The sequence below is a fragment of the Geodermatophilus tzadiensis genome, assembly GCF_003002915.1.
Lineage (GTDB): Bacteria > Actinomycetota > Actinomycetes > Mycobacteriales > Geodermatophilaceae > Geodermatophilus > Geodermatophilus tzadiensis.
In genome coordinates this window covers 339,245-351,218 of the sequence record NZ_PVTG01000002.1, presented here as the reverse complement: position 1 = coordinate 351,218, position 11,974 = coordinate 339,245, and the positions used below count along the sequence as shown (strand labels likewise).

Annotated in this window: 13 protein-coding genes and 1 tRNA gene; 7 read left to right on the top strand and 7 right to left on the bottom strand. The window is 77.6% G+C overall.

The window, feature by feature from the left end; translation table 11 throughout:
• Nucleotides 1–12 precede the first annotated feature (12 nt).
• Nucleotides 13–3,003 (bottom strand): ATP-binding protein, encoded by a 2,991-nt coding sequence (locus tag LY71_RS04795; RefSeq protein WP_170121218.1) that lies wholly within the window; start codon nucleotides 3,001–3,003, stop codon nucleotides 13–15.
• Nucleotides 3,004–3,058: 55 nt separating this feature from the next.
• On the opposite strand from LY71_RS04795, the gene LY71_RS04790 reads away from it, so the two are divergent.
• From LY71_RS04790 to LY71_RS04770, 5 genes are all read left to right on the top strand, one after another.
• Nucleotides 3,059–3,445, top strand: a complete 387-nt coding sequence (locus tag LY71_RS04790) for a pyridoxamine 5'-phosphate oxidase (RefSeq protein ID WP_106275793.1) — start codon at nucleotides 3,059–3,061, stop codon at nucleotides 3,443–3,445.
• Nucleotides 3,442–4,146: an MBL fold metallo-hydrolase gene (locus LY71_RS04785; protein ID WP_170121217.1), complete on the top strand. Its 705-nt coding sequence runs from the start codon at nucleotides 3,442–3,444 to the stop codon at nucleotides 4,144–4,146. The genes LY71_RS04790 and LY71_RS04785 overlap by 4 nt, the downstream gene beginning before the upstream one ends.
• Before the next feature lie 86 nt (nucleotides 4,147–4,232).
• A complete protein-coding gene (locus LY71_RS04780) occupies nucleotides 4,233–4,859 on the top strand; it encodes an FMN-dependent NADH-azoreductase (protein WP_106275791.1) in 627 nt (208 codons plus the stop codon).
• Entirely contained in the window at nucleotides 4,856–5,266 is a 411-nt protein-coding gene (locus LY71_RS23330) for a nuclear transport factor 2 family protein (protein WP_106275790.1), read from the top strand. The genes LY71_RS04780 and LY71_RS23330 overlap by 4 nt, the downstream gene beginning before the upstream one ends.
• Before the next feature lie 74 nt (nucleotides 5,267–5,340).
• Nucleotides 5,341–6,234: a PhzF family phenazine biosynthesis protein gene (locus LY71_RS04770; protein ID WP_106275912.1), complete on the top strand. Its 894-nt coding sequence runs from the start codon at nucleotides 5,341–5,343 to the stop codon at nucleotides 6,232–6,234.
• Nucleotides 6,235–6,244: 10 nt separating this feature from the next.
• Here LY71_RS04770 and LY71_RS04765 read toward each other — a convergent pair whose 3' ends face one another.
• Nucleotides 6,245–6,445, bottom strand: a complete 201-nt coding sequence (locus LY71_RS04765) for a DUF1918 domain-containing protein (protein WP_106275789.1) — start codon at nucleotides 6,443–6,445, stop codon at nucleotides 6,245–6,247.
• A 139-nt stretch (nucleotides 6,446–6,584) separates the two neighbouring features.
• Nucleotides 6,585–7,877, bottom strand: a complete 1,293-nt coding sequence (locus LY71_RS04760) for an MFS transporter (RefSeq protein ID WP_106275788.1) — start codon at nucleotides 7,875–7,877, stop codon at nucleotides 6,585–6,587.
• A 158-nt stretch (nucleotides 7,878–8,035) separates the two neighbouring features.
• Here LY71_RS04760 and LY71_RS04755 point away from each other — a divergent pair, with 158 nt between their 5' ends.
• Complete coding sequence (locus LY71_RS04755; RefSeq protein WP_106275911.1) at nucleotides 8,036–8,281, top strand: hypothetical protein; 246 nt, start codon at nucleotides 8,036–8,038, stop codon at nucleotides 8,279–8,281.
• Between the two features lie 7 nt (nucleotides 8,282–8,288).
• Here LY71_RS04755 and LY71_RS04750 read toward each other — a convergent pair whose 3' ends face one another.
• The 4 genes from LY71_RS04750 to LY71_RS04735 all read right to left on the bottom strand — a co-directional run bounded on the left by LY71_RS04750 (nucleotide 8,289) and on the right by LY71_RS04735 (nucleotide 11,478).
• Entirely contained in the window at nucleotides 8,289–8,570 is a 282-nt protein-coding gene (locus tag LY71_RS04750) for a ubiquitin-like small modifier protein 1 (RefSeq protein WP_106275910.1), read from the bottom strand.
• A complete protein-coding gene (locus LY71_RS04745) occupies nucleotides 8,567–9,649 on the bottom strand; it encodes a sialidase family protein (protein ID WP_106275787.1) in 1,083 nt (360 codons plus the stop codon). The genes LY71_RS04750 and LY71_RS04745 overlap by 4 nt, the downstream gene beginning before the upstream one ends.
• Before the next feature lie 87 nt (nucleotides 9,650–9,736).
• On the bottom strand, nucleotides 9,737–10,297 hold the full coding sequence (locus LY71_RS23685) for a hypothetical protein (RefSeq protein ID WP_211297139.1): 561 nt from the start codon (nucleotides 10,295–10,297) through the stop codon (nucleotides 9,737–9,739).
• Nucleotides 10,294–11,478 carry a L,D-transpeptidase gene (locus tag LY71_RS04735; protein ID WP_245887663.1) on the bottom strand — a complete coding sequence of 395 codons (1,185 nt, stop codon included), beginning with the start codon at nucleotides 11,476–11,478 and terminating at the stop codon, nucleotides 10,294–10,296. Before LY71_RS04735 ends, LY71_RS23685 begins: the two co-directional genes overlap by 4 nt.
• A 162-nt stretch (nucleotides 11,479–11,640) precedes the next feature.
• Between LY71_RS04735 and LY71_RS04730 the strand changes: the two genes are divergently transcribed.
• Nucleotides 11,641–11,716: transfer RNA gene (locus LY71_RS04730), tRNA-Lys, on the top strand.
• The last annotated feature ends 258 nt before the right edge of the window (nucleotides 11,717–11,974 follow it).

Here is an 11,974-nt window from a genome sequence, read left to right as displayed (position 1 = left end):
TCCCGGCACCGGTCAGGCGGCCGGACCGGTGCCGGAGGCGACCCCGCGGTCTCGGCCCGCCGCGTCGAGCAGGTCCTCGACCGGCTCCAGGCTGCCGGCGGTCACCTCCGCGGCGTACCGGTCCGCGAGCGTCCGGCGCAGCCGGGGCTGCCACCCGTCCAGCCGGCTCCGCTGCGCCGTCGTGCGGGCGAGGCCGGCCGTGGTCCGCAGGTGCTCGGCGGAGCCGAGCAGCCGGGCCGCGAGCACGGGGTCCGGGCCGGCCGTCGCCTCGGCGAGGAGCTCGAGACTCTCGGTCAGGGCGGCTCGGTGCCCGAGGTCGGCCGCCGTCGTCGCGGCCCGCAGGAGGAACCGGGTCGCGCCCGCCGGGTCGTCGAGGGCGAGCCGGACCTGGCCCAGGGTCTGCAGCGACGCGGCGACGCCCTCGGGGTGGGCCACCGTCTCGAAGACGTCGAGGCCCTCCTGTGCCGTTGCCGCCGCCTCGGCCACGGCCCCGTCGGCCAGGCAGGTGCGGGCGAGCTGGTCGAGGCAGAGCGCGACCAGGTGCGGGTCACCGGCGCGCCGGAGGACGTGCCGGGCGTCGAGGAGCAGGTCGCGGGCCAGCGCGGTGTCCCCCTGGTCCAGCGCGGTGCGGGCGCGGAGCACCAGACCGAGTCCGGCACCGCTGTCGTGCCGGGCCGACCGGAACAGGGCGATGGACCGGTCCTGGGCCGCGGCCGCCTCGCCCGGACGGCCCAGGGCCCACCGGGCGGTGCCCAGGTGCAGGAGGCTGCGCGCCTCCCCGCGGACGTCGCCGATCGCGGCGAAGCCGGCGGCCGCCTCGGCGCACTCCTGCTCCGCGACGTGGAGCTCGCCGACGGACTCGGCGTGCATCCCGGCCGCCAGGTGCAGCCGGGCGTCGGTGCGCGGCTCGTGCGGCCCGGCGGCCCGGGCCGCGGCGATCCAGGTCCGCGCCTCGGCGAAGGAGCCCTCGTAGGACCACCACCACGACAGCGAGCACGCGATCCGCGCGCCCAGCGCGGGTCGCGGCCGGGCACCGTGCAGGCAGTGCTGCAGCGCGGCGCGCAGATCGGCCCGCGCGGTGCGCAACTCGGGGAGCCAGCCGGCCTGGTCGGCACCGCGGATGGCGCGGTCGGCGTCCTCGGCGAACCGGGCGTACCAGCCGGCGTGCCGGTCGGCGGCGGCCAGGGCGTCGTCGGGCTCGGCGGCCAGCCGGGCGGCGGCGGAGGCCCGGATGGTGTCCAGGAGCCGGAAGTGGTCGTCGTCCGCGGCGACGAGGGACTGGCGCACGAGGCTCAGCAGCAGCCGGAGGCCGTCGGTCGGCAGACCGGCGCCGGCCACCTCGACGCCGGCCTCGAGGGGGAAGGGCCCGGCGAACACCGAGAGCCGGTCGAGGAAGCGCGCCTCGTCCCCGGACAGCAGGCCGTAGCTCCAGTCCACGGCCGCGCGCAGCCCGGCGTGCCGGCCGCTCCCCTCCCCCTCCCCGAGCAGCCGCAGGCGGTCGTCCAGCAGCTCGGCGATCTTGCGTGGGCTCAGCGCCGCGGCGTGACCGGCGGCGAGCTCGATCGCGAGCGGCAGGCCGTCGAGCAGCCGGCACACCCGGGCGACGTCCGCGGCGTTGGTGCCGTCCAGGACGAAGCCGGGCCGGACGGCGGCCGCCCGGTCGCGGAACAGCCGCACGGCGGGCGAGGCGGCGACGGCGGCCGGTCCGCCGGCGGGGTCGGGCAGGGACAGCGGGGGCACCGGCCGGACCAGCTCACCGGGCAGCCCCAGCGGCCGGCGGCTGGTCGCCAGCACCCGCAGCCCCGGGCACCCGGCGAGCAGGACGGCGGCCAGCCGGCCGACCGCGTCGACCACGTGCTCGCAGGTGTCGAGGACGAGCACCGCCTCGCGCGCGCCGATCCAGCGGCGCAGCTCGACCGCGGCGTCCTCGGCCGAGGCCAGACCGGTGCCGGTGGCGGCGGCGACCGCGCCCTCGACCCCCGACCCGGCGGGCACGGCGCCCAGGTCGGCCCACCACACCGCCACTCCTCGGGCCGGTGCGCGGACGGCCTCCGCGGCCAGGCGGGTCTTGCCCGCCCCGCCGGGGCCGGTCAGGGTCACCAGCCGGTGCGCCGCCAGGGCGTCGCGCACCGCGGTCACCTCGTCCCCGCGCCCGACCAGCGAGGTGAGCGCCACCGGCACCACCGGCACCTCCGGCGGGGGCACCGCCGCGGCGGACGGCGGGCCCGCCACCACGGCCGGCACCTCGCGCCGGGCCGGCACGGCGTCCAGGGCCGGGTCCTGGCGCAGGATCTGCCGGCCGAGCTCCTGCAGCTGCGGGCCCGGGTCGAGACCGAGCTCCTCGGCCAGCGCCGCGCGCGCCCGGTCCAGCGCCGCCAGCGCGTCGGCCTGCCGCCCGGCGCGGTACAGCGCGAGGGCCAGCTGGCCGTGCAGCCGCTCCCGGAAGGGGTGCTCCCGGACGAGCCGGCCCAGGTCGGGCAGCGCCTCGTCGTGCCGGCCCAGGGCGAGCAGCGCGGCGCCGCGGAGCTCGTGCGCCTGCACCCGCAGCTCGTCGAGCCGGGCGACGTCGCCCTGCGCGAAGGCGTCGTCGGCGGCCTCCGCCAGCGCGGGCCCCCGCCACAGCGACAGCGCCTCCGACGTCAGGCGCAGCTGTGCGGCCGGGTCCCCCTCCGTCGCGGCGGCCCGCGCGACCAGCTCCTCGAACCGGAAGGCATCGACGGCACCGGGGTCGACGACGAGCCGGTAGCCGGTCGGGGCGCGGTCGATCCGGAGCCGCTCCCCGGCGACGGTCTTGCGGAGGTAGCTGATCAGGATGTGCAGCGCGTTGTCGGCGTTGACCGGCGGTTCGTCCCCCCAGAGCTGGTCGACGAGGGTCTCCTGCGGCACCGGGTCGCCGCGGCGCAGCAGCAGCGACAGCAGCAGCCGGCGCGGCCGGCCCCGGCGCACCTCGACCGGCCGCCCCTCGCGCCGCACCTCCAGCGGGCCGAGCACGAGGAGGTCCACCCGCGGCGCCTCCCCCCGACAGGACCGTGACAGCGACGGCGCGAAGCTACCCGGCATGGACGCCGATCTGGACCTCGTACGACGGCTGGCCGCCGCCGAGCACGGCCCCGCGGTGGTCGTCGCCTTCGTCGCGCCCGGCCGCACGCGCGAGCTCACCGGCCTGCGCCGGCACGGCCGGCTTCCCCTCGTGCTGCGGCACGGGTGGGAGTGGGTCGCGGTGGAGGGCGACGTCGACCTCGCCGGCCCGGACGACCCCGGCCTGGGCCTGACCGCCGAGGAGCAGCGGCTGCTGCTGCGGCGCGTCCTCGCCGCGGCGGGCGGCACCCACGACGACCTCGACGAGCACGACCGGGTCATGGCGGCCGAGCGCCGCACCGCCGTGCTCGTGCGGTGCGAGCGCGTGTACACCCACCCGCCGCACGCCCGGCACGCGGAGCGGTGAGCGCCGAGGTCCTGCGGTGCGACGACGACGTCGTCCTGTCCCGCGTGGTGGTCGGGCCGCTGCGGACCAACACCTACCTGCTCGGCTGCGCACGGACCGGGGACACCGCCGTCGTCGACCCCGGGGACGACGAGCCGCGGATCACCGCGGCCCTGGCCGGCCGCCGCGTCGTCGCCGCCGTCCTCACCCACGCCCACTGGGACCACGTGCAGGCCGCCGACGCCCTCCGCGCCCGGCACGGCTGCCTGGTGCTCGCCCACCCGGCGGAGTCCGCGGTGTGGGCGCACGAGCTGGCGCACCTGCGGGCGCACGGGCAGTGGGACTGGGCCCAGGAGCAGCCGCCCGCCGGTGCGCCGGTGCCGGTCCCCGGCTGGGACGGGCACCTCGACGCCGAGCTCGTCGACGGCGTCCCCCTCGAGCTCGGGCGGCTGTCCGTCGACGTGCTGCACACCCCGGGGCACACGCCGGGATCGGTGTGCCTGCGCGCCGGGGCCGACCTGCTCACCGGCGACACCCTGTTCCCCGGCGGTCCGGGCCTGACCGGCTGGCCGCTGTCGGACTTCGCCACCGTGCTGGCCTCGGTCGAGCACCGGCTCCTCCGCCTGCCCGGCGCGGTGCGCGTGCACCCGGGGCACGGGCCGGCGACCACGATCGGGCGGGAGCGGCCCTCCCTGGAGGAGTGGCGCCGTCGCGGCTGGTGACACCCGCGCGACAGAGCGGCGACAGAGCCGGGCCCGAGGGTCGGGACCGACGCGGCGCAGGGCCGCGGTCCACCCGAGGAGGAACGATGTCCCGTCTGCTGCACGTCTCCGCGTCACCCCGTGGCGCCCGGTCCGAGTCGCTGGCCCTGGCGGCCACGTTCCTCGACACCTACCGCGAGCTCGACCCGCTGGCCACCGTCGACACCCTCGACCTGTGGGACGGCACGCTGCCGGAGTTCGGGCCCGCCGCGGCGGCCGCGAAGATGGCGATCTTCGCCGGCGAGCAGCCCGAGGGGGCCGCGGCGCAGGCGTGGGAGCGGGCCACGGCGACCTTCCGGCGGTTCGACTCCTACGACCGCTACCTGTTCAGCGTCCCGATGTGGAACGCCGGCATCCCCTACGTCCTCAAGCAGTTCATCGACGTGGTCAGCCAGCCCGGGATGGTCTTCGGCTTCGACCCCACCGACGGCTACACCGGCCTGCTGACCGGCAAGAAGGCCGTCCTGCTGCTCACCAGCGCGGTCTACGGCCCGGGCCGCGGTCCCGCCTTCGGGTCGGACTTCCAGGGCCCCTACCTGCGCGACTGGCTGAACTGGGCGGGGGTCACCGACGTCGAGGAGGTCTCCTTCCGCCCCAACCTGGCGACCGGCGACGCCGACGCCGCCCGGGAGCGCGCGCACGAGGAGGCCCGCAGGCTGGCGGCCAAGCTGTGACCCCACCCCGCGAGCCGGGCGCTCCCGAGGACGTCGTCCGGGGGTTCCTGCTCGACGTCCGGTCCGGCGCCCGCCCGGACCGCGTGCACCGCTACCTCGCTCCCCGGGTGCAGGCGCACCAGGGACCCCCGGGAGCGGTGCACGCGGTGGTGGAGCGCAGCCCCGGCCAGTACGCCGCGCACGTGCAGGAGATGCAGCGCGCCGTCGGGCCGTGGACGTTCGAGGTGCTCGGCGTCACCGCCGCCGCGGCCGGCCGGGTCGAGGCGGCCTGGCGGCAGAGCGGCGCGGCCGGGACCGGCGGGAGTCCGGGGCGGCGGGTCGTCGAGCACGGACGCGCCACCTACCTGGTCGAGGACGGCCGCATCACGCAGTACTGGATCGACGCCCGCCAGGAGGTCCTCCCGTGACCACGGCCGGCCCGGCATCCTCCACCCGGCGGCGGCTCCCCGGCCCCCGCCTCCCGAGCCCCGAGGAGTCCCCGATGGCGACCAGCGAGCACCGGAGCCCCACCGACGGCACCTCCCCCGGCCCCGAGGTGCTGCGCTACACCGCCTTCAGCTCCGACCCCGGTGGGGGCAACCCCGCCGGGGTCGTGCTGGACGCGACCGCGATGACCCCCGACCAGATGCTGGCCACCGCCGCCGCGGTCGGGTACTCCGAGACCGCCTTCCTGCTGCCCCGCGGGGACGGCCTCGACGTCCGGTACTTCAGTCCGCGCGCCGAGGTGAGCTTCTGCGGCCACGCGACCATCGCCTCCGCCGTCGCGCACGCCGAGCGCCACGGGGCCGGCCGGCTGCTGTACCGCACCCCCGCCGGGCCGGTCGAGGTGCTCACCAGCCGGGCCGGCGACGGGTCCTGGCGGGCGACGCTGACCAGCGTCGCGCCGCGGACCGTCCCCCTCGAGCCCGGCGACCTCCGCGACCTGCTGCGCGCGCTGCGCTGGTCCGACGCCGACCTCGACCCCGCCCTGCCCCCGCGGGTCGCCTACGCCGGCGCCTGGCACCCCGTCCTCGCCGCCGGGACACGGGCCCGGCTCGCCGCCCTCGACTACGACGGGGACGCCCTCGCGGCACTCATGGCGGCGCGGGACTGGACGACCGTCGACCTGGTCTGGCGCGAGGACGCCACCACCTTCCACGCGCGCAACCCCTTCCCGCCCGGTGGCGTGGTCGAGGACCCGGCGACCGGGGCGGCCGCCGCCGCGCTGGGCGGCTACCTGCGCGAGCTGCAGCTCGTGACCCCGCCGGTCACCGTCACCGTGCTGCAGGGCGCGGACATGGGCCGGCCCGGACGGCTGACCGTCGACGTCCCCGAGGACCCGGGCAGCGGCATCCGCGTCAGCGGCACCGCCGTCGCGATCCCCCGGCCCCGGTGACGGCGGCGCGTCAGCGGCGCGAGGGGTCCGCCTCGACGACGGCCGCGGTCCCGGCCGGGTAGAAGAGCCCGGTGTGCCCGTCGGGCTCCCACCGCACCCGGTACGGCGGCCCGCCGTCGGGCTCGTGGCACTCGAGGACGACGCCGGTGCGCTCCGGCTCCCCCTGGTGCGTGGAACGGACGACGATCCTGTCCCCGACGTGCGCCTCCACGGCGGCCTCCCGGCTGACGACCCGGCCCGGAACGCGTCCAGCCTGCTCGCCCCGGCCCGGCGTGGGCAAGGGGTCCCGCGCTCGGTCGCGGCCGTCGGCCGGCCGGGGCTGCCGGTCGACCTCGCGCTGAGTGCCCGGCTCACCGTCCGGCGGGCGCCTGCTCGCCGGGTCGCGGCGGCGCCCCGTCGTCCAGCGGGGAGGCGCGCTCGTCGGCGGGCAGCCGCGCCACCAGCAGGACCACGACGGCGAGCACCGGCGGCGCGAGACCGGCGGCCAGGAAGGCCGCCGACAGCCCGACCCCCTCGCTCAGCGGACCCGCGAGCGCCACCGACACCGGCACCAGCGCGCCGGAGACGACGAAGTCCAGGCTGGAGACACGGCCGAGCAGGGCCGCGGGCACCCGTCGCTGCAGCAGGGTGCCCCAGACCACCAGGCCGCCGTGGATGCCGGCCCCGGCCACCACCCCGGCGGCGACCATCGGCCAGACGCGCTCCGCGGTGCCGAACACCGCCAGCGGCAGGCAGCCCAGCGCCCACAGCGCCACCACGGTGGTCAGGTAGCGACGCGGCAGCGGACGGGAGGCGACGACCAGCGAGCCGAGCGCGCCGCCGACGCCGAAGGCGGCCAGCACCAGCGCGTGCTGCAGCGGGCCGCCACCGGCGCGGTCACGCAGGGCGAAGGGCGCGAGCACCTGCAGCGGCCCGGTGGTGAGCAGCAGCACCAGCGAGGCGAACAGCAGCGTGGCCAGCAGCCAGCGGGTGCGCCGCAGGTAGGCCAGGCCCTCACGCAGGTCGGCCAGCAGCGCCGCGGCGGGGTGACCGGCCGCGACGCCCCGGCGCACCGGCAGCAGCGGCAGCCCGAGGACGCACAGCGTGGCGCCGAGCGAGGCGGCCGCGGTGGCCAGCAGGGCGGCGCCCGGGGACAGCGCGGCCACGAGCAGTCCGGCCGCCGCGGGTCCGGCCACCTGGTACAGCGCCGGGCGCATCGCCCCCTCGAGCCCGTTGGCCGCCAGGACCTGCTCCGGTGGCAGCAGCGCGGGCACCAGCGCCGAGTAGGCCGGGTAGTGCAGGCCCAGTGCCACCCCGCCCAGCAGGCCGGCGACGGCGAGCAGCGGCAGCGGCAGCGCGCCGGCCAGGGACAGTCCACCCACCGCGGCCACCGGCACCGCCGACAGCAGCGTCACCGCGAGCAGCAGGTGTCGCTGCGGCACGCGGTCGGCCAGCACCCCGCCGGGCAGGGCCGCGCCCAGGGTCCCGGCCGCGGACAGGCCACCGACCAGCGACAGCTCCGCCGGGCCCCCGCCGAGGGCGACCACCTGCCAGACGACGGTGACCGCCCACGAGCCGTTGGCGACCAGTGACAGCGCCAGGGAGGCCGCCAGCCGGCGGTAGGCCGGGGAGCGCAGCGGCGCCAGCGCGCGCGGCAGCGGCACCCGATCCCCCTTCCTCCCGGCCCCGCCATCGTGCCCGCCGGCCGATCGGGGTGCGGCACCCGTGCCGGGTGGGGCGGCTGGGACGCCTGCACCGCCCCGTGCCCGACACGCACCGGGCGGTGCTGGCCCGTCCCGGCGCGGGCTCGGACCCTGGCGGCATGACCACCGCCTACTCCTACGGGACCGCGCACGCGGTCGTCATGGTCGGCTCGGTCGGCAGCCCCGACGGCCTCCAGCCCCGCCAGATCGGCCCGGCGCACGCGACGATCGGCCGGGTCACCGGCCGCAGCCGCAAGTCGCTGTGCGGCGCCTACGTCGCCGTCGACGAGCAGCTCCAGTGGCCGCCGGAGGGGTACGAGGAGCAGCAGCTCTGCGCCGACTGCGCCACCCTCGCCCGGCTCTGACCGGCGGTCAGCCGCCGGCCACCGAGGGCAGCACCTGCACGACCGCGCCCGCGGGCACGGCCGTGGCCAGCCCGGCGGCGAACCGGACGTCGTCGCCGTCGACGTAGACGTTGACGAAGCGGCGCAGCGCCCCGGCCTCGTCGCGGATCCGCCGCTCGAGGACCGGGTGCCGGGTCGCGAGCGCGTCGAGGAGGCCGGCGACCGTCGGTGCCGCGGGCTCCACCTGCAGCCGCCGCTCGCCGCCGGCCAGGTCGGCGAGCACGCCCGGCAGGACCACCTCGACGCTCACGGCAGCCGGGCCGCGCGCACGCACAGCACGTCGGGCAGGTGGTCGGCCACCAGCGTGAACGTCTCCCCCTCGTCGCGGCTGGAGTAGACGCAGCCGTCCCTCGTGCCCACGTGGACGCCGGTCGGGTCGGCCTCGTCCACGCAGACGGCGTCGCGGAGCACCGCGGTCCACGTGGCGTCGGGCAGCCCGGCGCCGAGCTCGGTCCAGGTCGCGCCGGCGTCCCGGGTGCGGTGCACGCGCAGCCGGCCGTCGGGGGGCACCCGCTGCGCGTCGGCGACCAGTGGTACCACCCAGGCCGTGCCCGGGGTCGTCGGTGAGGCGACCACCGGGAAGCCGAAGTCGGCCGGCAGGCCCTCGGCGATCGAGGTCCACACACCCCCGGCGTCGTCGGTGCGGTAGACGCCGAAGTGGTTCTGCGCGTACAGGCGGTCGGGGTCACCGGCGTCGACCGCCACCTTGTGCACGCACTGGCCGTACTCGGGTGCGGGCTCGGGCAGGAAGACGGCGCCGATGCCCTTGTTCCGCGGCTGCCAGGAGCCGCCGCCGTCCTCGCTGACGTAGACGCCGCCGGTGCTCATCGCCACCACCAGGCGCTCCCCGGTGGGGTGCGGCAGCACGGTGTGCACGGCACCGCCGCCGAAGCCGGGCGCCCAGTCGGGCCGGTGCGGGTGGTCCCACAGGCCGCGGACGAGGGTGAACGAGCGGCCGCCGTCCTCGCTGCGCCACAGGGAGTGCGGCTCGCAGCCGGCCCAGACGACTCCGGGGCGCGCGGCGGTGTCGGGCCGCAACTGCCACACGCGGGCGAGCGCGGCCCCGGTGTCGGCGGGGAAGCGGATGGCGCCCTCGTCGGTCTCCGACCAGCTGGCACCCAGGTCGTCGGACCAGGTGACCGTGGGTCCCCAGTGGCCGTACTGGACACCGGCGAGCAGCCGGGGCGCCGACCCGCGGACGTCGACGGCGACCGCGGCCACCTCCTGCGCGAGCAGGTGCGGCCCATCGAGGGTCCAGCTGCGGCGGTCGTCGTCGCTGCGGGCCAGCCACAGCCCCTTGCGCGTGCCGATGGCGAGCAGGTCGGCCACGGTCCCCTCCGGTCGTCCCGGGGCCGGTGCGGCCCCTCCCGGAGGACAGACCGATGTGGCCGCCGGAACTGAGCGGAGGGGACGCCGTCAGCGGCGGGTGGAGCCTCCGCGGCCGTCGCCGGCCACCGGTGCCTGGGTCCCGTCGATGCGGCGGGTGGCGTCCGGGTCGACGGCCTGGTTCCCCGCCGGGTCGCGGTCGACGACGTGGTTGCCGTCGCGCTGGCCGTCGGCGAGCCCCGGGGCGAGCTTCTCGGCCTCGGCGCGCAGCCGCTCGGCGGCGCTGGCGTGCTCCTGCGCGGTGGCGGCCCGCTGGCGTGCCTCCTGCTCGGCCAGGCGGGTGCGCTCCTCGACCTCGGCGCGCTCGCGGCGGGCGCGGGCGGCCTGCTCCTCGGCGAGCGCCTGCTCCTTCTCCGCCTGCGCCCCGCGCAGCCGCGCCTCCTCCAGGTGCTCGCGCGCCTGGGCGCGCTGCTGCTCCCGGCGGCGGGCCGAGGCCACGCGGCTGCGCTTGGCGACAGCCAGCCCGACCAGGGCCAGCACGACCAGCGCGACGACGACGACCAGCACGATCAACCAGGTGTCCACGACGCTCCCCTCCCCAGGAAACGCCCAGGTGGTGCCCGCGGTCGCGGCGGCAGAAACCACGATCACGAGAGCGCGCTGCCGGCCTTCCACTCCTCCCACGGGACGGTCCAGTCGGAGATGTCGGAGGTGAGCGTGCCGGCGGAGGAGTTGCGGATCTCGACGACGTCGCCGGGCTGGGAGAACTCGAAGAACCAGCGGGCGCGGTCGGTGGAGAGGTTGATGCAGCCGTGCGAGACGTTCTCCCGGCCCTGCTGGGCCTCCGACCACGGGGCGGCGTGCACGAACTCGCCGCTGTCGGAGAGCCGCACGGCCCACTTCACCGGCGTCCGGTAGCCCTCGGGGCTGTCGACCGGCACGCCGTAGGTGCTCGAGTCCATGACCCGGTCGGCGTTCATCTCGGTGACCACGTGCGGGCCGTTGTAGCTCGGGTTGTCCGGGCTGCCGGCGCTCATCGGCCAGGTCTGCACCAGCTGGTCGCCGTCGTAGACCTCCATCGTGTGGGTGGCGGTGTCGGCGATCGACACGTGCCGCTCACCGATGCGGAAGGCCACGGTGCGGTCCTGCTCGCCCCACACGCCGTCGCCGATCTGCACGCCGTAGAGGTCGGCCTCCAGGGTCACGTCGGTGTTCTCCGGCCAGTACTCCGACGGGCGGAAGTGCACCTCGGTGTCGTCGGTCCAGCTCCACACGCCGTCGGTGGGCGTGGAGCTGGTGACCAGCAGGCGGCGCTCGACGGCGGCCCGGTCGACCACCGGCTCCTCGAAGTAGACGCGGATCGGCATGCCCACGCCGACGGTCTGCCCGTCGAGCGGGCCGATCGAGGGGGTGGTGAACGCCTCCGGGGTGACGGTGGTGAAGGTGCTGGTGGCCTCGGCGGGCTCGGCGTCGGCGTTCTCCGCCGCGGCGGTGAGCGTGTAGGTGGTGCCGTACTCCAGGGTGTCCTCCGGGGTCCACACCTCGGTGCCCTCGGTCTCGCCGTCGGTCAGCTCGCCGGGCACCTCGGCGCCGTCGGCGTCGGTGACGGTCACCTCGGTGACCTCGCCGTCGGTGACGGAGATCTCCACCGGGTCGGCGGGGGCGACGTCGGTCGCGCCGTCGGCGGGGGCGAGCGCGACCTGCGCCGGGGCGGCGTCCGCGGTGGTGGTGGCGGTGGTCGGCGCCGCCGTCGCCGGCGCGTCGTCACCTCCGCTGCACCCACCGAGCAGGGCGATCGCCCCTGCCGTGACCAGCGCCGCTGTCCGTCGCACCGTCGTCGTCTCCCCTGTCCCCTGTGCCGCTCCGGTCGGAGCCGGCGTGCCCAGTGTCCCCGCTGCGGCGGAGGGGTGGGGTCCGTGCGGGGGTGGTCCCCGGCGGTCCCGACCCGGGCGCTGGTATCGTTCTCCCTCGTGACCGGGGCAGCCCGGAGACACGCGCCATTAGCTCAATTGGCAGAGCAGCTGACTCTTAATCAGCGGGTTCGGGGTTCGAGTCCCTGATGGCGCACCAGGCCGACAGGCCGCCGACCTGCACGTCCACCTCCCCCGGTCACCGGGGAGCACGCCCTCAGCGCCGCCGCGGTCCGCGGGAGTGCGGCGGCGCGTCCTCGGCAGCCACTGTCTGCACACGGTCACCTCAGGACCGACGCGGAGGTGCCGGGGGCGCCGGCAGCGCTGTCCCGAGCGGGCTGGTCAGACGCTCGGCTGTCTCGTGACCGAGCCGGTCGACCGCGGTCCGTACTCGCGGCCGGCCGTCCGGACCGGCGGA

What these genes read in the sequence shown, in the direction of transcription:
- LY71_RS04770 (WP_106275912.1), top strand. Translation starts at nt 5,341, where the DNA reads ATGGCGACCAGCGAGCACCGGAGCCCCACCGACGGCACCTCCCCCGGC.
- LY71_RS04790 (WP_106275793.1), top strand. Translation starts at nt 3,059, where the DNA reads ATGGACGCCGATCTGGACCTCGTACGACGGCTGGCCGCCGCCGAGCAC.
- LY71_RS04780 (WP_106275791.1), top strand. Translation starts at nt 4,233, where the DNA reads ATGTCCCGTCTGCTGCACGTCTCCGCGTCACCCCGTGGCGCCCGGTCC.
- LY71_RS04755 (WP_106275911.1), top strand. Translation starts at nt 8,036, where the DNA reads ATGACCACCGCCTACTCCTACGGGACCGCGCACGCGGTCGTCATGGTC.